18 protein-coding genes, 1 tRNA gene and 1 pseudogene are annotated in these 21,473 nt (G+C 73.6%); 5 read left to right on the top strand and 15 right to left on the bottom strand.

All coding sequences use genetic code 11. The features are described 5' to 3' along the window. Positions 1-3 precede the first annotated feature (3 nt). Entirely contained in the window at positions 4-1,650 is a 1,647-nt protein-coding gene (hutU, locus tag Q3W68_RS02515; RefSeq protein ID WP_302903902.1) for a urocanate hydratase, read from the bottom strand. Between the two features lie 12 nt (positions 1,651-1,662). After that, the gene (locus Q3W68_RS02510; RefSeq protein WP_302903901.1) at positions 1,663-2,508 is read right to left on the bottom strand and encodes a MurR/RpiR family transcriptional regulator; all 846 of its coding nucleotides are present in this window, start codon (positions 2,506-2,508) and stop codon (positions 1,663-1,665) included. Between the two features lie 114 nt (positions 2,509-2,622). Here Q3W68_RS02510 and Q3W68_RS02505 point away from each other — a divergent pair, with 114 nt between their 5' ends. Continuing rightward, a complete protein-coding gene (locus Q3W68_RS02505; RefSeq protein WP_302903900.1) occupies positions 2,623-3,825 on the top strand; it encodes a hypothetical protein in 1,203 nt (400 codons plus the stop codon). On the opposite strand, the gene Q3W68_RS02500 is transcribed toward Q3W68_RS02505, so the two are convergent. The 7 genes from Q3W68_RS02500 to Q3W68_RS02470 are packed head-to-tail and all read right to left on the bottom strand — an operon-like array spanning position 3,822 to position 11,768. Beyond that, on the bottom strand, positions 3,822-5,507 hold the full coding sequence (locus Q3W68_RS02500) for a glycosyltransferase family 39 protein (RefSeq protein WP_302903899.1): 1,686 nt from the start codon (positions 5,505-5,507) through the stop codon (positions 3,822-3,824). The genes Q3W68_RS02505 and Q3W68_RS02500 overlap by 4 nt on opposite strands. Positions 5,508-5,561: 54 nt before the next feature. Further along, positions 5,562-6,395: a glycosyltransferase gene (locus tag Q3W68_RS02495; protein ID WP_302903898.1), complete on the bottom strand. Its 834-nt coding sequence runs from the start codon at positions 6,393-6,395 to the stop codon at positions 5,562-5,564. After that, positions 6,395-7,312, bottom strand: a complete 918-nt coding sequence (locus Q3W68_RS02490) for a glycosyltransferase family 2 protein (RefSeq protein ID WP_302903897.1) — start codon at positions 7,310-7,312, stop codon at positions 6,395-6,397. The genes Q3W68_RS02495 and Q3W68_RS02490 overlap by 1 nt, the downstream gene beginning before the upstream one ends. After that, positions 7,309-8,640, bottom strand: coding sequence for a hypothetical protein (locus tag Q3W68_RS02485; RefSeq protein ID WP_302903896.1), 1,332 nt, complete (start codon positions 8,638-8,640; stop codon positions 7,309-7,311). The genes Q3W68_RS02490 and Q3W68_RS02485 overlap by 4 nt, the downstream gene beginning before the upstream one ends. Beyond that, positions 8,627-9,721 carry a glycosyltransferase family 4 protein gene (locus Q3W68_RS02480; RefSeq protein ID WP_302903895.1) on the bottom strand — a complete coding sequence of 365 codons (1,095 nt, stop codon included), beginning with the start codon at positions 9,719-9,721 and terminating at the stop codon, positions 8,627-8,629. The genes Q3W68_RS02485 and Q3W68_RS02480 overlap by 14 nt, the downstream gene beginning before the upstream one ends. Beyond that, positions 9,718-10,569 (bottom strand): glycosyltransferase, encoded by an 852-nt coding sequence (locus tag Q3W68_RS02475; RefSeq protein WP_302903894.1) that lies wholly within the window; start codon positions 10,567-10,569, stop codon positions 9,718-9,720. The genes Q3W68_RS02480 and Q3W68_RS02475 overlap by 4 nt, the downstream gene beginning before the upstream one ends. 2 nt (positions 10,570-10,571) lie before the next feature. Beyond that, entirely contained in the window at positions 10,572-11,768 is a 1,197-nt protein-coding gene (locus tag Q3W68_RS02470) for a hypothetical protein (RefSeq protein WP_302903893.1), read from the bottom strand. Between the two features lie 173 nt (positions 11,769-11,941). Here Q3W68_RS02470 and Q3W68_RS02465 point away from each other — a divergent pair, with 173 nt between their 5' ends. Further along, entirely contained in the window at positions 11,942-12,808 is an 867-nt protein-coding gene (locus Q3W68_RS02465) for a YveK family protein (protein ID WP_302903892.1), read from the top strand. On the opposite strand, the gene Q3W68_RS02460 is transcribed toward Q3W68_RS02465, so the two are convergent. Together Q3W68_RS02460 and rfbA are read right to left on the bottom strand one after the other, a co-directional pair. Then, positions 12,754-13,362, bottom strand: a complete 609-nt coding sequence (locus Q3W68_RS02460; protein WP_302903891.1) for a dTDP-4-dehydrorhamnose 3,5-epimerase family protein — start codon at positions 13,360-13,362, stop codon at positions 12,754-12,756. The genes Q3W68_RS02465 and Q3W68_RS02460 overlap by 55 nt on opposite strands. After that, on the bottom strand, positions 13,359-14,246 hold the full coding sequence (rfbA, locus tag Q3W68_RS02455; RefSeq protein ID WP_302903890.1) for a glucose-1-phosphate thymidylyltransferase RfbA: 888 nt from the start codon (positions 14,244-14,246) through the stop codon (positions 13,359-13,361). The genes Q3W68_RS02460 and rfbA overlap by 4 nt, the downstream gene beginning before the upstream one ends. An 86-nt stretch (positions 14,247-14,332) precedes the next feature. Here rfbA and rfbB point away from each other — a divergent pair, with 86 nt between their 5' ends. After that, positions 14,333-15,334, top strand: a complete 1,002-nt coding sequence (rfbB, locus tag Q3W68_RS02450; RefSeq protein ID WP_302903889.1) for a dTDP-glucose 4,6-dehydratase — start codon at positions 14,333-14,335, stop codon at positions 15,332-15,334. After that, the gene (gene rfbD / locus Q3W68_RS02445; protein ID WP_302903888.1) at positions 15,331-16,209 is read left to right on the top strand and encodes a dTDP-4-dehydrorhamnose reductase; all 879 of its coding nucleotides are present in this window, start codon (positions 15,331-15,333) and stop codon (positions 16,207-16,209) included. Before rfbB ends, rfbD begins: the two co-directional genes overlap by 4 nt. Here the strand turns inward: rfbD and Q3W68_RS02440 are convergent. Next, entirely contained in the window at positions 16,178-17,632 is a 1,455-nt protein-coding gene (locus Q3W68_RS02440) for a sugar transferase (RefSeq protein WP_302903887.1), read from the bottom strand. The genes rfbD and Q3W68_RS02440 overlap by 32 nt on opposite strands. A 109-nt stretch (positions 17,633-17,741) precedes the next feature. After that, complete coding sequence (locus Q3W68_RS02435) at positions 17,742-18,809, bottom strand: LCP family protein (protein ID WP_302903886.1); 1,068 nt, start codon at positions 18,807-18,809, stop codon at positions 17,742-17,744. A gap of 183 nt (positions 18,810-18,992) precedes the next feature. Between Q3W68_RS02435 and Q3W68_RS02430 the strand changes: the two genes are divergently transcribed. Beyond that, positions 18,993-20,186 carry an expansin EXLX1 family cellulose-binding protein gene (locus tag Q3W68_RS02430; protein ID WP_302903885.1) on the top strand — a complete coding sequence of 398 codons (1,194 nt, stop codon included), beginning with the start codon at positions 18,993-18,995 and terminating at the stop codon, positions 20,184-20,186. Positions 20,187-20,807: 621 nt separating this feature from the next. Here the strand turns inward: Q3W68_RS02430 and Q3W68_RS02425 are convergent. Both Q3W68_RS02425 and Q3W68_RS02420 read right to left on the bottom strand, forming a co-directional pair. Next, positions 20,808-20,889 (bottom strand) — tRNA-Leu (locus Q3W68_RS02425). A gap of 73 nt (positions 20,890-20,962) precedes the next feature. Beyond that, positions 20,963-21,437 (bottom strand): annotated as a pseudogene (locus tag Q3W68_RS02420) (peroxiredoxin); the annotation flags it as partial. Between the last annotated feature and the right edge of the window lie 36 nt (positions 21,438-21,473).

The following is a 21,473-nucleotide window of genomic DNA, read 5'->3' as shown; positions in this document are numbered from 1 at the left end:
TCCTTACTCGGCCATCGGGACGCGGACGCCGGTGCGCCCGGCGACCTCGCGGGCGTCGTCGTAGCCGGCGTCGACGTGCCGGATCACGCCCATCGCCGGGTCGTTGGTGAGCACCCGCTCGATCTTCTGCCCGGCCAGCTCAGTGCCGTCGGCCACGCAGACCTGGCCGGCGTGGATGGACCGGCCGATCCCCACGCCGCCGCCGTGGTGGATGGACACCCAGGACGCGCCACTCGCGGTGTTGACGAGCGCGTTCAGCAGCGGCCAGTCGGCGATCGCGTCGGAGCCGTCGGCCATCGCCTCGGTCTCCCGGTAGGGGCTGGCCACGCTGCCGCAGTCCAGGTGGTCCCGGCCGATCACCACCGGCGCGCTCAGCTCACCGGAGGCCACCATCTCGTTGAACCGCACCCCGGCCCGGTCGCGCTCGCCGTAGCCGAGCCAGCAGATCCGCGCCGGCAGGCCCTGGAACGCGACCCGCTCACCGGCCATCCGGATCCACCGGGCGAGGGACTCGTTCTCGGGGAACAGGTCGAGGATGGCCCGGTCGGTGGCCGCGATGTCCTTCGGGTCGCCGGAGAGCGCGGCCCAGCGGAACGGGCCCTTGCCCTCGCAGAACAGCGGCCGGATGTACGCGGGCACGAACCCGGGGAAGTCGAACGCCCGCTCGTATCCGCCGAGCTTGGCCTCGCCCCGGATCGAGTTGCCGTAGTCGAAGACCTCCGCGCCGGCGTCCAGGAAGCCGACCATCGCCTCCACGTGCTTCGCCATCGACGCCCGCGCCCGGTCGGTGAACTCGGCCGGCTTGGCCGCCGCGTAGTCCCGCGCGTCGGCCGGGTCCACGCCCTCCGGCAGGTACGACAGCGGGTCGTGCGCGCTGGTCTGGTCGGTCACGATGTCGACGGCCACACCCCGGCGCAGCAGCTCCGGGAAGACGGTGGCCGCGTTGCCGACCACTCCGACGCTGAGCGCCCGCCGGTCCCGCTTCGCCGCCAGCGCCCGCTCCACCGCGTCGTCGAGCGAGTCGGCGATCTCGTCCAGGTAGCGGTCGTGCGCCCGCCGCTCCAGCCGGGACCGGTCCACGTCCACGATCAGGCAGGCGCCGCCGTTCATGGTGACCGCGAGCGGCTGCGCCCCACCCATCCCGCCGCACCCGGCGGTGAGCGTCAACGTGCCGGCGAGCGTGCCCTCGAAGCGCTTGGCGGCCACCGCGGCGAACGTCTCGTACGTGCCCTGGAGGATGCCCTGGGTGCCGATGTAGATCCAGGAACCGGCGGTCATCTGCCCGTACATGGTCAGGCCCAGTGACTCCAGCCGGCGGAACTCGGGCCAGGTGGCCCAGTCGCCGACCAGGTTGGAGTTGGCCAGCAGCACGCGCGGCGCCCACTCGTGGGTGCGCATCACCCCGACCGGGCGGCCGGACTGCACGAGCATCGTCTCGTCGTCGCGCAGGTCGGTCAGCGTGCGCACGAGCGCGTGGTACGACGGCCAGTCCCGGGCCGCCCTGCCGGTGCCCCCGTAGACCACCAGGTCCTCGGGGCGCTCGGCCACCTCGGGGTCGAGATTGTTCATCAGCATCCGCAGGGCGGCCTCCTGCGGCCACCCCTTCGCGGTGCGTGCGGTGCCGCGGGCGGCGCGGACGGGCTGGTGCATCTCGTACTCCTCTCAGCCGAGGAACAACTGGCGGCGGGCGGCGGACGACTCGAACGCCTCGAGCCGGTTCTGGGTCTCGGCCGGTGCGGCGTCGCAGATCGCCTGGAGCACCACCATGGCCAGCGTCATCGGGGCGGTGTGCAGGTCGAAGACCAGGTCGGCGCCGACGGCGGCGGGCAGCACCACCTCGGCGTGCTCGGCGGCCGGGCTCACCGGCGAGTCGGTGATCGCCACGACGGTCAGCCCGGCGTCCCGGGCCTCGCGCAGCGCGTCCAGGGTTTCCCTGGGGTAGCGGGGGAGCACGAACGCGAGCAGCGCCGTCGCGCCGGCCGCTGCCGCCTGGTCCAGGCGGTCGACCAGCATGCTGCCGCCGTCGTCGAGGACCCGCACGTCCGGGTGGACCTTCGCGGCGAAGTACGCGAAGTACGCGGCGAGCGGCGCGGCGGCGCGCAGCCCGAGCACCGGCAGCGGACGGCTGGCCGCGAGCAGCTTGCCCACCTCGGCGACCCGGCCGGCGTCGGCGAGCTGCGCGGCGAGCCGGTCGAGATTGTCCCGCTCGGCGTGCACCGCCCGTTGCAGGGCGTTGCCGACGGCCGACCCGGCCGACCCGGTGACCGTGAGTTCCCGCAGGCGGCGGCGCAGCGCGGGGTAGCCGTCGTGCCCGAGCGCCATGGCGAACCGGGTCACCGACGGCTGGCTGACGCCGGCCAGCTCGGCCACCTCGGCGGCGGACAGGTACGCCGCCGCGCCCGCGTGCCGCACCAGGCAGTGGGCGATGCGGCGCTGGGTCGGGGTGAGCCGTACGCCGTGGAACAGGTCGAGCAGGCGGTCAGGGGCGGCCGCACCGCTTTCATTCACGCCGCGACTCTATGCATGAAAACTTTCAGAGCGCAAGAGTGGCCCGACCGCAGGGAGATCCGATGAGCGTGCTCTCTGTACTATCCGCACGGCGGGTGAGCAGAGGAGTGGGGCATGCAGCCGGAAGGTCCGTACAGGTTCACCGAGGTGCTGGGCGAGTGCCAGGTCGGCAGGGCCTGGGCCGCGCTCGACGGGCAGGACCGCGCGCTGACCGTGGCGGTCCTCGACGGCGCCGCGGCCGGTGACCAGCGCTGGCGCGAGGCGTTCACGAACGCGGCGAACGTGCTGGCCCAGACGCCCGGCGGTCACCGCTACGTGAACTCCGACTTCGCCGCCGGCCAGCCCTGGGTGGCGTACCCGTCCGAAGAGGACGGCGCTGCCGAGCGGCTGTTCCGCAGCCTGGGCATGGACTACCAGCGCACCGCCACCGGCGAGATGCTCCCGCCGCCCCCGCCGGTGTCCGCGCCGCCGCAGCAGGTCTCCTCGCCGCCGCAGTTGCCGTGGAGCCCGCAGCCGTGGGCGATGACGCCGCAGCAGCCGGTCTCCGGCGCGCCCGTGTCCTCCGGAGCGCCCGTGTCACCGGGCATGCCGGTGTCGCCGGGGATGCCGGTGCCGGCGATCCCGGCCCAGGCCGCCGCCCCGGATCCGCTCGTGCCGACCGGCGGTCCCCGGATCACCCCGGTCGCCCGTCCGCCCAAGAGCCGTACCGGGTTGTGGATCGGGGGCCTGGTCATGGCGGCGGTGCTGGCCGGCGGCGCCGGGCTGCTGGCCGGCCGGTCACTCGCCGACGGCGGTGAACCGTCCACGCCGAAGGCGAGCGCCTCCCCGGCGCTCTACGAGGCCACCCAGCAGTCGCTGAACAAGGCGAAGTTCGACGCCACGCTCATGCCGATCGCCGAGCCGTGGCTCGACGGGGTCGGCGGCTGCGCGATCAACACCGAGAAGAGCGGTCCCGGGCTCGCCGCCGGGGAGAAGCAGCACGTCTTCTGCCGCTACCTGGGCGTGTCGGTGCACTTCGCCGAGTACGAGTCGGCGGAGAAGAAGGAGGCGGCGCGCGCCTTCCGCCAGCAGATGGGCATCATCGGCAGGGCGCTCGCGCCCGGCATGCGGGAGGCCGGCCCGGCCACCGGCGGCGTCAGCGGGGCGCAGGGCAGCTACGTCGAGTACGCCGGCAACGGCCAGGACGGCCGCCCGGTCTGCGGCATCTGGTGGGGCCGCGACGACAACACGAGCGCGATCTACATGGAGACCCCGTGCGGGGCGGGGCTCGGCGGCAACTGGGACGCCCTGCGCGACCTCTGGCAGCGCCACAGCTAACGGACGCGGGCGCCGTTCGGCGGCGGCACCAGGCAGATGTCGCTGCCCTTGGTGACGCCCGCGGCCAGGTCGAACCGGACCACGCGAGCGCCGCTGAACTGCCGCTCGGTGACCGCCACGCCGGTGCCACCGAGCCGGACGATGACATCCCGGTTCGCCCCGTCGGCCCAGTCGGTGGCCTGGAACAGCCAGACCCGGGACCGCCCGGGCAGCAGCGTCGACACGGTCTGTTTCGGACACCCGCCGGGGCCGGCGGCGACCACGTAGGCGTCCGCCGCCGGGCCGTACCAGGCCTGGGCGTTCCACGACACGGTGGTGGCAAGCACCAGGTCACCCGGGCGGCGCTTGTCCTCCAGGTAGCTCAGCGCGCCCCGGTAGTCGACGGCGTTGGCGCCGCCGCCCTGGGCGAAGGCCCGCGCCGGATGCACAGTCGCCACCACGGCGGTGGCCAGCTGCGGAACGGCGAGCGCCAGCAGCAGCACCACCCCGACCACCCACCTGACCCGGGCGGGCAGGCCGGCCCGCGACGGTGGCGGCGCGACCGCGAGCGCGGCGAGCAGCAGGCACGCCGGCACCGCGTAGAGCGCCAGCCGGCCGTTGAACGGGTAGACCGACACCGCCGCGCCGGCCAGCCCGGCCGCCAGCGGGGTGAGCAGGACCAGCACCGCCACAGTGGAGAGCCGGCGCAGCCCGGCGGCCGTGCCCAGCACCAGCAGCGGTACGACGACCCACGCCGACCAGGCCACGAACGGCACCGTGGCGAGACTCCGGTACGTCGCCGCGAGCCATTGCACAGTGGCGGCCAGGTCGGTGAGCGAGTGCGCCGGGTAGATCGACTTCGCCCGCCAGTACGCCGCGAGCTGCGGATCGGCCAGTCCCGGCGCCAGGAACAGCACGTACACCACGAGCGCCACCACACCCCAGGCCGGCGCCGGGGCGAGGAACCGGCCCAGATCCCGCCACCTGCTCGCCGGTGGGCGGTCCGGGCGGGACAGCGCGTACCCGGCCAGCAGCACGCCGAGCGCACCGGTGACCGGAATGGACAGGGTGCTGACGAACGCCGCCACCGCCGCGACCGACCAGAACACCGCCGACCCGGCCCAGGTCGGGCCGGTCCGGACGAGCAGCAGCGCCAGCCCGATCACGAGCGTGACGCCGAACGCCTCGGCGCTGTACTGCTTCAGCTCGTTGGAGTAGCCGATCAGGAACGGCGCGACGGCGACCAGCAGCAGCGCCGCCAGCGCGGCGAGCGGCGGCAGGAGTGCCCGGCCGAGCCACGCCACGAGCGGCAGCAGCGCCAGCCCGAACAGCAGCGGCACCAGCCGTAGCGCCCGCTCGCCGTCGCCGAACTGCTCGAACGCGAACCGTTCCAGCCACAGCCAGCCGGGCGGTGCCGACTGGCTGAACGCCAGCGGCTGCAGCAGGTCGAGGTAGCCGCGTTCCCGGATGTTGTGCGCGACGTACAGCTCGTCGCTCCAGAAGCTGCGCGCGTACGCCCACTGCCGGATCCGCAGCACGGCACCGAAGGCGACCAGCAGGCCCGCGACGGACCAGTACGGGGACCGGCTCAGCCGCTCCCACGCGAGCGCGACGAACGCCGCCGGCGTGCCCGGCCGTGACGGCACCGGCGTCGCCGACGCGGGCGCCATCGCGGGGGAGAAGGCCGGGCGTGTCACGGACACGGCGAGACGGTATCAAAGCGTCATTCACGTCAGCGGCCCCGCGACCGCCCTCGATCACTGCCCGTCCGGACCGGACACCGTGGACGGAACCGCCGTGCCGACCAGTCCGGCGGCCCGGCGGTGTCGACGCGCCGGTCGCGGCAGGCCGACCAGGAACTCCGGGAACATGCCGAAGAACGTCCGGGCGCTGCGCAGCTCCAGCGTGTGCGCCCGGGACCAGCGCACCGAGTTGGTGGCGCGGGCCCAGTGGTGGGTCCACCGCACGTCGCCCAGCACCGCCACCGGCAGCCCGTGCCGCCAAGCCCGCAGCCCCAGCTCGTGATCCTCGTAGTAGAGGAAGAACCGCTCGTTCCAGCCGCCCAGCTCGGTGACGTCGGCGGTGCGGCCGGCCACTGCCGCGCCCATGACCCAGGCGACGTGGCGCGTCTCGCCGGGCGCGGCCACCAGCCGGTACGACTCGTGCAGCCGGGACAGCGGCCACACCTTCCGGTTGCCGAGCTTCGCCGTGGCGTACGGGAAGCCACGCCCGTTGGCCTGCGGCGTGCCGTCGGTGCCCAGCAGTTGCGGCGCGACCAGGCCGCCGTGCGTGTCCAGGTGCCGGGCCAGCGCGTCCAGGCCGTCCGGGCGCACCTCCAGGTCCGGGTTGGCGAACAACACGTACCGGCCGGTCGCCTGGCGCAGCGCGACGTTGTTGGCGCGGGAGAAGCCGACGTTCTCCGGCAGCCGGATCACCCGCGCGCCCAGCTCCTCGGCGACCGCCGCCGAGTCGTCGGCCGAGGCGTTGTCGACCACCAGCCACTCGTACGGCTTCGGGCCGCGCCAGCAGCGGCGCAGCGTGTCCGCCGAGTGGTAGGTGACTGTCACCACTGTCCACGGCTGTGCCGTCATCACGCCCTCCGAGCGGTCAGGTAGCCGAGCAGGGACGCGAACCCGAACCGCGGCCCGGTCCAGCGGCGGCGGGCCGCCGGCCCTTCGGCCAGCCCGCGTCCGATGCCGCGCAGGAACGGCCGCAGCAGCCCCTGCCGGATCCGCCGGGCGGCCAGCGCGAGGTGCGCGAGTGCCAGCACCGGCACCGCGGTGAGCAGCAGCGGCCAGGTGAACGTGCGGGACGCGACCAGCAGCCGGTTGCGGGCCAGCAGGAACGCCCGGAAACCCTGCAACCGGTCGTCGCCGTCGACGCTGTGCCCGCCCGCGTGCGGCAGCACCACGTCCAGCCCGCGCGTGCGCAGCCCGGAGGCGTAGAGCCGGAACGCCAGGTCGGCGTCCTCGCCCCAGGCGAACAGGTGCTCGTCGAAGCCGCCGAACCGCCGGTACAGCGCGGCCGGGAAGACCGCCGCGCCGCCGGACGGACCGAGCGGGGCGCGGCCCGCGGTGGCTCGCCTGTCGATGAACAGCGACACCGGGTTCAGGTCGATGCCCACGTACTCGCCGCCGTGCATGGCCAGTCCGACAGCGATCGGGGCGTCCGGGTCGGCGGCGACGGCGGCGCAGATCCGGGCCAGCGCGTCGTCCGGCAACCACACGTCCGGGTTCAGCAGCAGCAGGTGACTCGTGCCCACCGTCGCCGCCGCCCGGTTGCAGCCGGCCGCGAAACCCGGGTTCGTGGCATCGGGCAGGTACGCGTACCGGTCGGCGGGCAGGTGCCCGGCGATCACCTCGGCGCACCCGTCGGACGGCCAGTTGTCCGCGAAGACGAACCGGACCGGCAGGTCACCGGCGCTGCGGACCCAGGTCGGCAGCGTCTCGGCCAGCATGCCGGCGGACCGGTAGAGGACGGTGACCACGGTGAGGCCGTCGAACGTCATGCCGCGCTCCTGCCCAGCCGGTGCAGCACCCAGAGGCCGGGCACCAGGCTCAGCCAGGTCGGATAGATCAGCGGATACAGCTCGTAGACGCCGAACAGCGCGAAGTAGACGACGAACGCCCGCGCCAGCTGCCCGGCCGGCGCGCGGGAGAACTCGAACCACCGTTCGGTCGCGCCCACCGCCAGCCCCAGCGCGGCGAGGAAGAACACCGCGCCCAGCGGGCCGTAGTCGAGCAACGGGATGGCCACGAACGTCGCGGTGTTCATCAGGTACGGCTGGCTGAGCTGGGACGTCAGCCCGTACAGGTCCGCCTTGCCGACGATCGGCTCGACGCGGGAGCCGAGGAACGTCAGCGAGTACGTGCCGTACCGCGGCTCCAGGTGCTCCCGCTGCGACCACACCCGCCCGAACGTCTCGGTGGACGAACTCAGCGACAGGTCCAGCGACCCGGCGCTGCTGGTCAGCGCGTTGCTGCCGTAGCGGGCCCGGAACTCGGTCTCGAACGCGCCGGTGCCGGCCATGGTGCGCTGGCCGCCGAGGAACACCGCCGCCCCGAGCGCCAGCGCGCCGATCAGCAGCACCACAGGCGTACGCGCGGCCAGGAACGACGCGGCCCGTCCCCGGGTACGCCGTACCGACAGCGCCGCGATCAGCGCGGGCGCGATGCCCACCAGCACCGAGTTCTTGCTCGCGCCGAGCGCCGCCCCGACGGTGAAGACAGCCGTCAGCGCGTAGTAGACCGGCAGCGCCCCGCCGCGCGCGGACAACGCGCGCAGCAGCGACACCGCCATGCCGAGCGTCCACGCCTCGGACAGCAGCCCGATGACCAGGTTCGACTGCTCGCGCAGCACCTGCCGGGCGGCGTCCGGGTTGTCGGCGAGCAGCGGCGGCACCGTCCCCCGGAACCGGATCGCCGCGGTCACCACCGCCACGCCGAGCAGCACGGACAGGTACGTCAGCAGGCGGCGCTCGGACGGCCAGGACAGCGCCGGACGGGACCGCTCGCCGTCGTCCCGCCTGTCGATCAGCCGCCGGCCCACCGCCCAGGCCAGCAGGAAGACCGTCACGTAACCGGCGAGCACCGGCAGCACGCCGCGACCGGCCCAGGAGTCGTACGGGCCGGGCAGCACCCGCACGGCCAGCAGTGCGGCGGTCCAGACGGCGGCGCAGGCGGCGAGCGCCCACATCCGCAGGCGCGCGGCGAGCAGCATGCCGACGGCCAGCGCGAGCGCGACAGCGATCCCGGCGTCGAGCGTGGCCAGCAGCAGGGCGACGCCGAGCGCGAACGGGATCCCGACCGACCAGAGGCGTCGCTCAGCGGGTGTCACGGGCGACCGTCCGGTACAGGTCGTGCCAGTTGTCCACGCATGCGTCGAACGAGTGCCGGTCCGCGTACTGCCGGGCCAGCTCGCGCCGCCGCTCGTCCCACGCGGCCGGGTCGGTGGCCGTCCGCACGGCGGCGGCCAGCGCCTGCGGCGTCAGTTCCGCCCGGTACGCGAGCACGCCGTCACCGGCGGCTGTCACCTCGGTCAGCCCGCCCGCGCCCGAGTGCACCACCGGCACACCCAGCGACATCGCCTCCAGCGCGCTGCGCCCGAACGCCTCCACCCGGGACGGCACCAGCAGGCAGTGCAGTCGCTGCAGGAACGGCGCGGCGTCGACGCGGCCGACCAGGTGCAGGTTCGGGCGCTCCTGGACGTCGACGGTGCCCGCGCCGGCGACCAGGAACTCCACGTCCGGCAGCGCGGCGGCGACGTCCGCCAGCAGGTCGGCGCCCTTCTCCCGCTCCAGCCGGCCGAGAAAGCCGACCCGCACCGGGCCGTCCGGCGCCAGGCCGCCGGTGTCGCCGACCTGCGGCCAGATGGCGGGCAGCGGGTTCGGGATCACCCGCACGTCGCGGATCCGCCCGCGTACCCGAAGCTCTCGGGCCTCGAAGTCGGAGACCGCGACCGTGGCGTGCGGCCGCAGCCGACGGAACATCAGGTCGGTGCTGATGTTCGCCTGCACCGCGGCCTTGGCGCGCAGCGTCTCCGCCGTGTCGCGGTACTGCCAGAGGCTGTTGTGCAGCGTCACCACGAGCGGCGTGCCACGCCCCCGCACGCCCAGTCCGGCGCGGGCGTGCATCGCGGCGGAGAGCAGGTGCGCGCTCACCACGTCCGGCCGCAGTTCCTCGACGAGCGCGCGGATGCCACGCGCGTACCCCAGGTCCACCCGCCTGGCCGCGCCCAGCGGACGCCACGGCACGCCCGCGTCCCGCAACGCCGCCGCCACCTCGTCGTCAGGCGTGGCGGCGACCACGTCGACGCCGCGGGACGCGAGCGCCGGCAGCATCTCGATCAGGAAGCGCTCGGCGCCGCCGAGCTGCCGCCGCCCCGACCCGCCGGTGGTGCAGACGAACAGCACCCTCATCGGACGCCCATGCCTTCCAGCGCGCCGCGGGCGATCGCCCGCCGCGCGGCCCCGCCGCCCACCGCCGCCCGGGCGAGCACCCCCACCGTGTACGCGGAGCAGGCCAGCGTGCCCCGCCACCCGGCCAGCTCACGGCTGGCCCGGATGAACTCGCGGGTCTGCCGGCGGGAGATCTCCTCAACCGCCCACCGGCGCTTCGCGCTCGCGTCGTCCTCGTGCGTGACGACGGCGTCCGGCAGGTACGCCAGGCGCAGCCCCAGCCGGCGCACCGCCCAGCACAGCCGCAGGTCCTCGGAGTAGAAGAACGACGACTCGTCCACGCCGCCGATCCGGTCCAGCGTCTCCCGCCGGATCGCCACGAACGGCCCGGAGAGCCAGTCGCCCCGCTCCGGCGGGGCCACGATCCGCAGCCTCGGGAACACCAGGCTGAGGCCGGTGGCGTGCGCGACGCCGGTGCCCACGGTCAGGAACCGGCCGGCTGCGGTCTGGTCCCGGCCGGTCGCGTCGAGCACCTTCGGGAACGCCGCGCCCACAGCCGGGTCGTCCAGCTCGGCGGCCAGCCGCTCGATCGCGCCCGGCCGCACCAGGATGTCGTTGTTGGACAGCACCACCCGGGACCGGGTGCTGTGCCGGACACCGAGGTTCATTCCCTTGGCGTAGCCGAGGTTCGTCTCCGAGCGCACGTACCGGGCGCCGGTCTCGGCGCACATGGCCCGCAGCCTGTCGCTGATCTCGGCGGCGCTGCCGTTGTCCACCACGACGGCTTCCACGCCGTCCGGCAGCGAGCGGACGCAGCCGTCGGTGCGCTCGAAGTCTTCCCAGGTCAACACGACGATTGAGACGTCCACCGCTAGGCCATCCGATTGACGAGGAGGTGCGTGGACCGCTGGAGTCGCTGCCGGGTGCGCAACGCGTAGACGCCGTAGGCGACAGACGACGCGACCGCGGCGCCGAGCGCGCCGGCCCACGGGATGAGCAGAACGTACAGCACCACCGACACCGACATGGTGACGAGGGCCACGGCGGTGGTGGCCTGCTCGCCGGCGCGCTTGAGCAGCGCCGCGCTCCACGTCTTGCCGGCCGACAACGCCAGCGTCCCCGGCAGCAGGAGCAGCCCGAAGATCCAGGCGTCGTGGTAGTCGGGCGCCAGCACGCCGAGCACCGCCAGGCCGATCACGGCGAGCGCGGCGATCGGCAGCGCCGACCTGACGACCTCGCGGCCGTGGTCGCCGATCGCGTCCGGGTCACGCTCGGCCAGGATCCGCTGCGCCCGTACCACCGCGCCGGACTGCGCGAACTCCAGCGCCGCCACCGCCAGCGCGAACACACCGAGCGCGCCCGCGCCGGCGAAGCGGGCCACCAGGACCTGACTCAGCCGGTACGTCAGCATCTGCGCGCACACCCCGACGTGCAGCCGGCCCACCGCGAGCAGGTCGGCGCGGTACTCCGTGCGCCCCGCCGTCGCCGCCGGCACCGGCCCGAACCGCCGCGCCCAGCTCAGCACCGCCACCCCGAGCACGGTGGCGGTGGCGACCTGCACGCCCAGCCAGAGCACGCTCCACAGGGCACCGTCGAGCCGGTGGCCCAGCCACAGCAGCCCGTACCCGGCGACCAGCACCGCGCCACCGAGCGCCCGCATGGTGTAGACGAACCAGAACCGCTTGAGGCGCAGGCCGAGCGACGCCGCCGTGTTGAACACGGTGAGCGCGCAGCCCGCACCGATGCCCACCGGGTGGCTGCCCAGCCCGGCCAGGGTGGTCAGCAGCGCGGCGGCCAGTGCGGTGAGGCCGAGCGACACGGTGAGGATGCCGGCGATCCATACCCGGCCACGAGACATGATCCAGCCGGCCGGGCGGGACAGCAGGAACGTGTCCACGGACAGGCCGCCGAGGGCCGCGCCCACAGTGGCGCTCACCATGTTGGCCGCGAGTTCGCCGCGTTCGGCAGCCGGCAGCGTCACCGACACCAGCGCGGCGAGCCCGGTCAGGCCCAGGGCGACCAGATAGAGACGCTCGGGGGAGACGATCCGCCGGACCCGGCCTAACACCCGGCGCCCAGGCGCCGGTGCCGGCCGCGAGCCGACCACGCGGAATCCACTCGTCTTCCCCCAAGATGCGCGGATGTGTGCGGGCCTGTTCTACCCGACATGAGCGCCGCCGCGCAATGGACCCGGCGGGCGGGTACGCCCACGGCGGCCGGACGCCGGTAGGGTGACGCGTCGTGGACCTCGCCCACTTCCGCGACACGATCGGCAGGCGGTGGCCGGTCGTGCTGGCGCTGACGCTGCTGTGCGGCGCGCTCACCGGGGTCCTCGCCGAACGCCGGCCCCCGGTCTACCGGGCCGAGACCCAGATGGTCGTCACGTTCGCCGCCGAGAAGTCGGCCGCGCCCCAGCCCCGCCCGCCGGCCGACGAGGCGGGCCGACTGATGCAGCGGCGGGTCAAGACGTACGCCACCATGATGAACACGCCCCGGCTGACCCGCCCGGTGATCGACTCGCTCGGGCTGCCGTACAGCACCGACGACCTGGCCGCCCGTGTCGTCGCCTCGTCCACCGTCGACTCCCTGGCGATCGACGTGGCGGTCGTCGACCGCTCCGCCGGCACCGCCGCGGCGATCGCCGCAGGCCTCGCCGCCGAACTGCAACGGATCGCCGAACGCGACCTGCCGCCCGCCGGGCTCGGGCTCAAGGCGCAGGTCGAGGTGGTCCGGGCCGCCGCGCCGCCGCCGCGTCCCGAGCCGGTGCGGTGGCAGTGGTACGCGGCCGGCGGCGCGCTCGGCGGCCTCGCCGTCGGGGTAGGGATCGCCCTGGTGCTCGGCTACCGCCGGGCCGGTACGCCGGTGAGCGCGGACGTGCGGACGCTCTGGGCGGCGACAGTGGCACGCCGCCGCCCGGCTGCTCCGGCCGATCCGGCCGATCCGGGGTCGCCGGGGACGGACGAGGCTGCCACCGAGCCGGACGCGGCCGGGCTGCCGGCCGTGGACGCGGAAGCGCCCGACGCGACGGCGCAGGATCCGGCCGCGGTGCCGGGTCAGAGCGACTGCCGGGTCGCCGACGCTTCCGTGAAGGAGCGGCAGGCGTCGTAGCAGGGCAGCAGCCCCGCGTCGCGCGCCTGCGCAAGGCGCGGTGCCGCCGCGTCCCGCTCGGACAGCAACGGCGCCCCCGCCGGCCAGTCGATCCCGAGGTCCGGATCCAGCGGATGCACCGTGTGCTCGGCCGCCGGGTTGTACGTGGTGGAACAGAGGTAGCTGAGCGTCGCGTCGTCGGTGAGCGCGCAGAACCCGTGCCCCAGCCCTTCGGCCAGGTAGACGGCCCGCCGGTCGGTGTCGTCGAGGCGTACCGCCTCCCACCGGCCGTACGTCGGCGAGCCGATTCGCACGTCCACCACCACGTCCAGCACCGCCCCCCGTACGCAGGTGACGTACTTGGCCTGGCCCGGCGGTACGTCGGCGAAGTGGATGCCGCGCACCACGTCCCGCGCGGAGACGGACAGGTTGGCCTGCGCGAGCCGCAGCGGATGGCCGACCGCCTCGGCGAGCCGGTCGAAGCGGTACCACTCCAGGAACAGGCCCCGCGGGTCGCCGTGCTGGCGCGGGGTCACCTCCCAGGCGCCCTCGATGCTCAGCGGACGGATCTTCACGACGCGCTCCCCGGACCGGACCGCTCGGCCAGCAGACCCAGCAGGTATTCACCGTAACCGCTGCGCGTCAGCGGGTGGGCCAGCATCCGCAACCGCTCGTCGTCGATCAGCCCGGACCGCCAGGCGACCTCCTCGACGCAGCCGATCTTCATGCCCTGGCGTTCCTCGATCACCCGCACGAACTCGGCGGCCTGCATCATCGACGTGAAGGTGCCGGTGTCCAGCCACGCGGTGCCTCGGTCCAGCACCGTCACTGTCAGCTCGCCCCACGCCCGGTACGTCTCGTTGATCGCGGTGATCTCCAGCTCGCCCCGGGCACTCGGGGTCAGCTTGCGGGCGATGTCGACCACCCGGTTGTCGTAGAAGTAGAGGCCCGGCACCGCGTACCGGGATCGGGGACGGACCGGCTTCTCCTCGATCGACAGCACCCGGCCGGCGTCGTCGAACTCCACCACGCCGTAGTCCTGCGGGTTGGCGACCGGGTACGCGAAGACCTGCCCGCCGGCCGGTTCGCCGTGCTGGGCGAGCTGCCGGCCCAGCCCGACGCCGTGGAAGATGTTGTCGCCGAGGATCAGCGCCACCGACTCCTCGCCGATGAAGTCGGCGCCGAGCAGGAACGCCTGCGCGATGCCCTCCGGGCGGGGCTGCTCGGCGTACGCCAGGCGCAGCCCCCACTGGCTGCCGTCGCCGAGCAGCCGCTCGAACTGGGCGCGGTCGTCCGGCGTGGTCACCACCAGGATCTCCCGTACCCCGGCCATCACCAGAGTGGAGAGCGGGTAGTAGACCATCGGCTTGTCGAACACCGGCATCAGTTGCTTGGAGACGGCCCGGGTGATCGGCCAGAGCCGGGATCCGGTGCCGCCGGCGAGAAGGATTCCACGCACCCGCGGAGACTACCCGCGGGGCCGCAGCCCTCGTGGCCCGTCGACGTCCCGCCCGGGCCGCCGGTACGGCGTAGACTCCACGACCCGTGAGGATCCTCGTCACCGGCGGCGCCGGCTTCATCGGGTCGGAGTACGTGCGGATGTTGCTGGGCGTGCCCGGCGGTGACGCGGCCGGGGTGCCGGTCGAGGGTCCGGCCGTGCTCACGGTGCTGGACAAGCTGACCTACTCCGGCAACCTGGCGAACCTCGCCCCGGTGCGCGATGATCCCCGGCTGCGCTTCGTCCGCGGCGACATCTGCGATCCGGCGCTGGTCGACGAGGTGGTGCCCGGGCACGACGTGATCGTCCACTTCGCCGCCGAGTCGCACGTGGACCGCTCGATCACCGGTGCCGCCCCGTTCGTCACCACGAACGTCCTCGGCACCCAGACGCTGCTGGACGCCGCGCTGCGGCACGGCGTCCGCCGGTTCGTGCACGTCTCCACCGACGAGGTGTACGGCTCGATCGACTCCGGCTCGTGGACGGAGAGCTGGCCGCTGGCGCCGAACTCGCCGTACTCCGCCTCGAAGGCCGGGTCGGACCTGCTGGCGCTCTCCTACCACCGCACCCACGGCCTGGACGTCGTGGTGACCCGCTGCTCCAACAACTACGGGCCTTACCAGTTCCCGGAGAAGGTCGTCCCACTGTTCGTGACCAACCTGCTCGACGGCGGCACCGTGCCGCTGTACGGCGACGGCGGCAACGTCCGCGACTGGCTGCACGTCCACGACCACTGCCGGGGCGTGGCGATGGTGCAGGCCGAGGGGCGGGCCGGCGAGGTCTACCACATCGGCGGCGGCACCGAGCTGACCAACCGGCAACTCACCGAGCGGCTCCTGGCGGCGTGCGGGGCCGGCTGGGACCGGGTCGTGCCGGTCACCGACCGCAAGGGCCACGACCGCCGCTACTCGCTGGACATCAGCAAGATCAGCAAAGAGCTGGGGTACGCGCCGAGCATCGACCTCGACCGGGGCCTGGCCGAGACGGTCCGCTGGTACCGGGACAACCGGGACTGGTGGGAGCCGCTGAAGCCCGCCGGCCACCGATGACCCGCGTTCTCCTCACCGGCGCGGGCGGGATGCTCGGGCGGGACCTGCTCGCCGTGCTGCGGACCCGGCCGGACCTGTCGGTCACCGCCCCCGCCCGCGCCGACCTCGACGTCACCGACGCCTGCGCGGTGCGGGACGCGGTCGGCGGGCACGACGTGGTGCTCAACGCGGCCGCGTGGACCGACGTGGACGGCGCCGAGACGCGCGAGCGGGACGCCACAGCTGTCAACGGCGACGCGGTGGCCGCCCTGGCCCACGCCTGTGCCGTGTCCGGCGCGCGCCTGGTACACGTCTCCACCGACTACGTGTTCGCAGGTGACGCCACCGAACCGTACCCGGAGGACGCCCCGACCGGCCCGGTCAACGCGTACGGGCGCAGCAAGCTCGCCGGAGAACTGGCGGTGGCCCGGCTGCTGCCCGAGACCGGGTACGTGGTGCGTACCGCCTGGCTCTACGCCACCCACGGGCGCAACTTCGTCACCACCATGCTGCGGCTGGCCGCCGAACGCGACCGGCTCGACGTGGTGGACGACCAGTACGGGCAGCCCACCTGGTCGTACCGGCTCGCGGAGCGTCTCGTGGCGCTCGCCGACGCGGCGCTCGCCGGCGACGCGGCGCCCGGGACGTACCACGGCACCGCCGCCGGCGAGACCACCTGGTACGGCCTGGCCCGCGCCGTCCTCGCCCTGCGCGGTCTCGACCCGGACCGGGTCCGGCCGACCACCAGCGACCGGTTCCCGCGGCCGGCGCCGCGCCCCCGCTACAGCGTGCTGGCGCACGGCCGGTGGGCGGCGGCGAAGCTGCCGCCGCCGGGGGACTGGTACGCGGACCTGGCCGAGGCGCTCAGCGTCCCCCGCCCCGGAACACCTCGGTGACGGTACGCAGCACGATCTTGATGTCGAGCCAGAGCGACCAGTTCTCGACGTAGTAGTTGTCGAACCGCGCCCGGTCCGAGATCGGCGTGTCCCCGCGCAGGCCGCTGACCTGCGCCAGCCCGGTGAGCCCGACCGGTACGCGGTGACGCATCGCATACCTCGGGTATTCCACGGAGAACTTCTCCACGAAGTACGGCCGCTCCGGCCGGGGCCCCACCACGCTCATCTCACCGCGCAGGATGTTCCACAGCTGCGGCAGCTCGTCCAGCGAGGTACGCCGCATGAACCGCCCGATCGGCCCGACCCGCTCGTCGTGCGCGATGGACCAGGTGGTCTGCGACTCGTGCTCGTCGGCCGGGCGCATGGACCGGAACTTGATCACGTGGAACGGTTTGCCGTACCGGCCGATGCGCTCCTGGCGGAAGAACACGCCCCGGCCGCCGTCGAGCAACGTGGCGACGGCGCAGAGCAGCAGCAGCGGGCTCAGCAGCACCAGGGCGGTCACCGCGAACACCACGTCGGAGGCGCGCTTGAGCCGCCACCGGGGACCGGTGAGCGTGGTGTCGCCGATCTTGATGATCGGGATGGCGCCGATGTGGTCGGGGTAGCCGCCCTGCGACCGCGACCCCCACAGGCGCGGCACCGCCCACAGGTCACAGCGCGAACTGGCCGGACGCAGCAGCGCCTCCATCAGGTCGGCCTCGGAGCAGTCCGGGTCCGCGATGACAAGGACCTCGCACTCCAGCATGTCGGCGAGCTTCTCCAGGTCGTCGATGGTGCCGATGAGCGGCAACGCACCGATCCGTGGCCGGGACGGTGCGTCGACGGCGCCGACGAACCGCAGCCCGTACTGCGGGTAGCGGCGCAACAGCCGGGCCAGTTCGCCGCCGATCGGCCCGCCGCCGATGACTATCGCGTTGTGCTCCACCCACCGCCGCTTGCGGGCCAGCAGGATGAGCCGGCTGTTCAGCGCCCGCCCGACGATCACCAGGCCGGCGGAGAGCGCGACGCCGCGCATGAACCCGCTGACGTGCAGCACCGAGTCGTGCCGCAGCGCCGCGATGATGGCACCCACCGCGCCGGAGGCCAGCAGCCGGCCGCCGAGGCTCGGCAACTCGTCCAGGATGCTGATGTGCCGGCGCGGCCGGTAGAGCCCACCCGCGGCGAACAGGCCCACTGTGAGGGCGGCGTTGAACAACGTGCCACGCCAGTAGTCCTGCGTCAGCAGCAGCGGCGCGAGCAGCGCCGCGACGTCGATGGGCGCGGTCACCATCCAGGCACGCAACCAGCGGGTACGCGTGGACGCCCGCGAGCCGGCGTACGGCAGCACTGTCGTCGTGTCCATGCCGCTGTCCATCGGCGTGTTCATGGCCACACCGGACGGTGGCGCGGACGGATGCTCGAACGCCGGCAGGCGTGGCATTGTCGATCCTTCCCCGTGACGCCCCCGGCCCGGATGCAGAGACCGACGGCGATCGCAGGATACGAGCGGCCCCGCCCCGCCGCCAGCACCGGCATGACAGATCGACGTCCTACTTTCCGCTGATGGCGAGGATCTCGGGGACCGAGTCGCGGCGTACGGCGTCGAACAGCGTCTTCGAGCGCGCCGGATCGGGGAACACGACGCTCTCGCTGCCGACCCGGCCGGTGCCCTTCACCGGGCAGGTGAAGAACGTGAGGTTGCCGCCGCGCAGGCCACGCATCTCCATCGCCAGATCCACAAGCGACAGCGACTTGTCGACAGCCACCGAGTCGGACGTGGCGCGGACGAACGAGTTCAGCTTCGCCGGGTTGGTCATCACACCGCCGGATGCGGCCTTGTCCAGAATGGCCTTGATCACCTGCTGCTGGTGCCGGATCCGCGCGAAGTCGCCGTCGGGGAAGGCGTGCCGCTCCCGCGCGTAGTCCAGCGCGGCGGCCCCGTCCATGGTCTGCCGGCCCTTCTCGAAGGTCCGCGTGCCGATCAGCGAGTACTTCGTGGTGAAGCCCTTCTCCACGTCGATCTCGACACCGCCGAGCGCGTCGATGATCTCCTTGAAGCCGGCGAAGTCGACCATCGCCACGTTGTCCACCCGTACGCCGCTGAACTTCTCCACCGTCTGCACCATCAGCGGCACGCCACCCCAGGCGTACGCGGCATTGATCTTGGCGTCGCGACCGCCGCGGCCGTCCTTCGACTTGGGAATGGCCGTCCAGGTGTCCCGGGGGATCGAGATGAGCTGGGCGCTCGACCGGTCCTTCGGCAGGTGGGCCAGGATGATCGTGTCGCTGCGCGAGCCGCCGGTGCTCTCCGGGTCGCGGGAGTCGCTGCCCAGGATCATGATGTTCATGGCGCCCTTGGCCTCGACCTGCGGCCGAGACTCCTCCGGCACGCCCTCGAAGGCGTCGACCCGCTCGATCGACTTGTCGACCGAGCGGTAGTAGAGGCCACCGGCCAGCGCGCCGCCGCCGGTGAGCAGCACCACCACCAGCAGCACGATCAGGGCGATCCGCCGGCCCCGGCGGCGCCGGGGCGCCTTCTCCTCCACGGACCCGCCCGGCTCCACATGGGAGCCCTGCGCGCGCGGGTCGGAATCGGCGAGCTGGTGGCGATCTGACATGCCGCGATGCTACTGATTCGCGTCGCACCGTGTGGACCCGCGCCCGGACGGTGACGCCCCGGCATGGCGCGGGACCGGCCGGTGTGGTCTCCTCCGCCCGCGCTGACCGGCGCTCGCGTCCCGGTTTAGCTTTCGCTTAGCTCGCTTGTCCGGCGGCACGCCGGTCCGGCAGCATCGACCGGCGTGACCGACGGCACCGCACCCCACCCGCCGGCCGCCGGCGCCACGCCCGGACCCGCCGGCCCGGACGGTCCGCGCCGCGCCGCCACACGCCGCCGCCTGGCCGCCGCCGGTCTGGTCACCGTCGCCGCCGCGGTCGCGGTGACCCTCGCGGTACGCGGCGGCGCCGCCCCCGCCTGCGCCGCCCCGCCGCCGCGCGCTGCCGTGCCGCCCGTGGCCGCTCTACCGCCCGTGGCCGCTCTCCCGCCCGTGGCCGCCGCGCTCCTGCCCGCCGCCGCACCGCCGGTGGCTGCCGCCCCGCCCGTCGGCGGCTCGACGCGCAGCGGCAAGGCGACCTTCTACGACTCCGAGGGTGCCGGCGGCAACTGCTCCCGGCCGGCCGCGCCCGCCGACCGGATGTACGTCGCGCTCGGCCCGGGTGAGTACGCCTCCGGCGCCTCCTGCGGCGGCTTCCTCGACGTCACCGGCCCGCGCGGCACCGTGCGGGTGCTGGTGATGGACCAGTGCCCGGAGTGCGCACCCGGTCACCTCGACCTCTCCGCCGAGGCGTTCGCCCGGATCGCCGATCCGGTGCAGGGGGTGGTGATGGTCAGCTACCGCGCCGTGGTGAACCCGAGGCTGCCCGGTCCGCTCACCTTCCGGATGAAGGAGGGCTCGTCGCAGTGGTGGTTCGCCGTCCTGGTCGGTGACCACGGCAACCCGCTGCGCTCGGTCGAGGTGCGGCGGAACGGCTCGTGGCGCGCGGCCCAGCGGCAGGACTACAACTACTGGCTGATCGAGTCAGGGGCCGGTACCGGTCCGTACGAGATCCGGGTCACCGACGTGTACGGCCACCGCGCGACCGCCACCGGCATCCGGATGCTCCCCGGCCAGGTGCAGCGCAGCAAGACCCGCATGTACGGCGCCAATCCTGCCACCCCGGACCCAACGGAGCAGCGCCGAGCCCCACACCCCCGGGAGCCCCACCCCCAGCCCTTCCACCCCCACCCCCACCCCGGCTCCTCACCGAGCCCGTGGTGCAGGCAGCCGCCGCCCCACCCACCCCGCCTGCTCCCGACCCCCGCCCCCCGCCCCGCCTCTGCAGCCTGCGCCGATCTGCCCTGCTGCCCCGGATGCCGTCCCCGTGGATGCGGCTCTGTCGGGGCCACAAGTGCAAGATCGGCGAGCGGAGCCGAGGCGGGAGGAGGGTCAAAATAAAAAAAAAAAAAAAAAAAAAAAAAGGGGGGGGGGGGTCCAGCCACATGAGGACCAGTCCCGGGGCGTCGGTGGGGGACAGGCGCACAGCGCGGCGGGGGGAGGGCGGCCGATCTCCCGCGGGTATCCGAGGCGCTCAGAAGCGGTCCAGCCCCAGGCCGTCGCGGACCGTCACGTGCAGCGCCACCAGGCCCAGCCCTCAAGGGATCCGCTCGGCCTCGCGCATCAGCGCCGCGCCGTACCCGCGACCCTGCGTCGGGGTGCACCAGCGACGCGCTTCGAGTACGCGCCAGTGCGCTCGAGTGTCCGGCTGTCGGCGACGACCAGGACGGGCGACCAGGCGTTCGCCCTCGTAGCCGGGTGAGGAGGCCGGTCCGGCCCGTCCGTGACCTCGTCGAGCGTCGAGGGCGAGCGGGCGTACCCGGTCCGCGGTCAGCTGGGGGGCGTGGTCGAAGCCGACGGCCCCCACGTTCGTCACGTCCACCTGTAGCGCGACGATCTGCTCCCGCGCAGCTCGGGGTCAGGTCGGGGTCGAGCGCTGAAGAACCACGACGCCATCCCGCGCGTGGCGACCCGGGCCGCCCGAACCCGCGTTCGTATGGGCGTGGACACAGCTGATGCAGGTGCGGGAGGGGGGTTTCGAACCCCCACGTCCTCTCGGACACAGGCTCCTAAGGCCTGCGCGTCTGCCGTTCCGCCACCCCGCCCGATCTGCTGAGTTGAGCGTCGTGCCGGCTGTGCACCCGGCCGCGATTATATGGAAGCGCTGGCCGCCACCAGTCGAGACCGAGGTCCCGCGCAGCTTGGCGACGTGACCGGTGGCCCGCACGCTGTGGAACGCCTGCTCGACTTCCTGCCGTCCTCGTCCACCACGAACGTCGAGCGGATCACACCGGTGACGGTGCGGCCGTGTACATCTGCTCTCGCCGAACGCGCCGTACGCGGTCAGCACCGCCTTGTCCTCGTCGGAGACCAGCGGGAACGTGATGGCGTCCCGGTCGCGGAACTTATGAGCTTCGCCGGCTTGTTCGGCGAGATGCCCACCACCTCGTAGCCGGCGGCCTGGAGGGGGAGGGCGAGCGAGCCCGGAAGTCACACGCCTGCTTCGTGCAGCCGGGGCGTCAGCGTATACCGCACGCGTAATAGACGACCTTGCGGCCGCGCAGGCCGGACAGGGACAGCGTGCTGCCGTCGTCGGTGGGGAGTGGGGTGAACTCCCGGGGCGGGGTCGCCGGGCTTGAGGCGGTCGGTCAGCGGTGGTGACGATACCGCCGGGGCCGGTGCGGCCGC

This window comes from Micromonospora sp. C28ISP2-4, assembly GCF_030519385.1.
In the GTDB taxonomy this organism is placed as follows: domain Bacteria; phylum Actinomycetota; class Actinomycetes; order Mycobacteriales; family Micromonosporaceae; genus Micromonospora; species Micromonospora tulbaghiae.
Note: the sequence above shows the minus strand (reverse complement) of the source record. Positions and strands in the feature narration are given on the sequence as shown.

Bases quoted from the DNA above. Each gene is read 5' to 3' on its own strand.
- hutU (WP_302903902.1), bottom strand. From the start codon at position 1,650: ATGCACCAGCCCGTCCGCGCCGCCCGCGGCACCGCACGCACCGCGAAG.
- Q3W68_RS02480 (WP_302903895.1), bottom strand. From the start codon at position 9,721: ATGAGGGTGCTGTTCGTCTGCACCACCGGCGGGTCGGGGCGGCGGCAG.
- rfbD (WP_302903888.1), top strand. From the start codon at position 15,331: ATGACCCGCGTTCTCCTCACCGGCGCGGGCGGGATGCTCGGGCGGGAC.
- Q3W68_RS02490 (WP_302903897.1), bottom strand. From the start codon at position 7,312: ATGACGTTCGACGGCCTCACCGTGGTCACCGTCCTCTACCGGTCCGCC.
- Q3W68_RS02440 (WP_302903887.1), bottom strand. From the start codon at position 17,632: ATGCCACGCCTGCCGGCGTTCGAGCATCCGTCCGCGCCACCGTCCGGT.
- Q3W68_RS02435 (WP_302903886.1), bottom strand. From the start codon at position 18,809: ATGTCAGATCGCCACCAGCTCGCCGATTCCGACCCGCGCGCGCAGGGC.
- Q3W68_RS02505 (WP_302903900.1), top strand. From the start codon at position 2,623: ATGCAGCCGGAAGGTCCGTACAGGTTCACCGAGGTGCTGGGCGAGTGC.
- Q3W68_RS02495 (WP_302903898.1), bottom strand. From the start codon at position 6,395: ATGACGGCACAGCCGTGGACAGTGGTGACAGTCACCTACCACTCGGCG.